This window comes from Bradyrhizobium sp. NBAIM14, assembly GCF_020193895.1.
Lineage (GTDB): Bacteria > Pseudomonadota > Alphaproteobacteria > Rhizobiales > Xanthobacteraceae > Bradyrhizobium > Bradyrhizobium yuanmingense.
The window spans coordinates 1-1,788 of record NZ_JADYVQ010000057.1 but is presented as its reverse complement, the minus strand read 5'-3'; the positions used below and the strand labels follow the sequence as shown (position 1 = coordinate 1,788).

Below are 1,788 nucleotides of genomic sequence, written 5' to 3'. Positions count from 1 at the left end.
GCCCCAAGCTCGTCGTCGCTTATATGATCTACACGATTCGACTGCTCAACGCTGATGTTGTTGTATCTTGAGATTATCCAACAACTTCGAGCCTTCACTGAACGATCTCGACCAAGATCGCTCTGCCAAGTCCAGATAGCTTTTCAGCAACTCGGAGGGCGTTTTGACCTCAGCAACGACTTTTAGAAAATTGGCGTGATCGTGCAAAGAGGAAGCAGTCAATCTCAAACCGTCTTTCAAAGCCGCCGCGAAGAAGTTTGTCGTTGCTTCGATCGACTTCTGCCAATCTGCAAACACGAATGAAGCGCGCGTGGCTGCCGTCGACTGCTTAGTGTGCTCGGCGGCGCCACCTGGCCCAGCAGCCGATGCCTGGGTCACTTGCGGCGCTTGCTGTGTACGGCGTTTCTCGTCTTCAGCTACGCTCGATGCCATTGAACGTCTCCTCTCTGAACTGTAACGTTGTGATTGGTTTCGCGGCTCAGCTCAATCACCTTCAGAGGGTAACACGATCTCCAATATGGGACACCTGCCACTTTTGGTAGCCCTGATCGCAAGGACCTGACTTAAGGACGACATTTGACGTGACCAATGCTGGAGGCGGATTGTTCAGTCTGCCAGATTCCCGGTAGGTGCTCCGATGGCTATATTTCGCGGAGAGTCTGAATCGGCATGTCGCAAAAGCCGTGTAGAGAGCGGCCAGTGGGTCTATGGCGTCGGCGAAGATGGTGTTCAGGCGTTCTGCGACTTTGGCATCGAAAACCTGATCGAGTTCGTCAGGTTCCACAAAGAAAACCCCAAGCTGCTCAGCGCTGGCACGGGAATGAACCAACCAGCCTGCGGCCTACACCGGCTACACCGGATCGGCGCACCGGCGGGTGCTTTCGCGTACAGCGGCGCATCCGACCATTGCGCCGTCCATGGGTCGGAGCCAAAAGGTAGTTCAAGCCGATCTTTCCGATGTGATAGTTGCTGGAGAGGCCCGTTGTGTTCGCCGGAAGAATTGCGAACGGCGGATTCTGCTCCGTCGGAGGAGTCGCGACACTCGGTCCGCCGAAATGCAGATAGTCATACTCAGCTTTCACCGACCATGCAGGCGTAAGCGCTTGCTCGACGCCCAGCCCGATGGTGGCGCCAAGGCGACCATAGTCGAAGTGGGCTTTCTCCTGTGGCGACCCGCCTTCGAAGTTGTTGACGACGTCGCCCCGGTTGTTTTGCCAAGCGACGCCTCCCTTGAGATAGGCCGGCGTGTGGCCCAGCGCGCCAAACGCGTAACCGACGCGACCGGTCCCGGTGGCAAAGACGTTGGGACCTGCCTTGCAGTTTGCGCTCACAATAAAGCCGGAGGCGGCGAGGCAGGTATTTGTCCCGTCGGAGACAGCACCGCTGGCATCCAGTTCGACACCAAATACCCAACCGTTCTTCTGCCAATTGTAGCCGATCTGGCCACCGGCGAGGAACACTGGGGTATCGACGACATCGCCATAGATCGACGGACCGTAGGGATTGCTGAAGGAGGTGCGGCCGTAGCCGCCGCCGACGTGCCCGCCAATATAGCCGCCGGTGGCAGTTTCACTCCTGGCTCGAGGTCTGCCGCATTCGTTGCATCGGTTGCGACGAGCGCGATTGTCGTGGCTCCCAAAAGAAGAACTCCAGATCGCATCCAACACGTCCCTGTATTTTCTCGGTCCACGACCGAGCGCCCTTAAGTTATCGCGCAGCAAAACCGTCGGGGCGGACCAGACGCTAACACCGACGCGCGCCGAGTCCGTCCCGAAGACCATCGCACTG

At 57.8% G+C, this 1,788-nt stretch carries 2 protein-coding genes; both read right to left on the bottom strand.

From position 1 onward, the window contains the following. Positions 1-45: 45 nt before the first annotated feature. The gene (locus I6F28_RS36960; RefSeq protein WP_036046585.1) at positions 46-432 is read right to left on the bottom strand and encodes a hypothetical protein; all 387 of its coding nucleotides are present in this window, start codon (positions 430-432) and stop codon (positions 46-48) included. Between the two features lie 371 nt (positions 433-803). Next, positions 804-1,788: outer membrane protein (locus I6F28_RS36955; protein ID WP_225143915.1), on the bottom strand; the 985-nt coding region annotated here is incomplete at its 5' end.

Bases quoted from the DNA above. Each gene is read 5' to 3' on its own strand.
- I6F28_RS36960 (WP_036046585.1), bottom strand. From the start codon at position 432: ATGGCATCGAGCGTAGCTGAAGACGAGAAACGCCGTACACAGCAAGCG.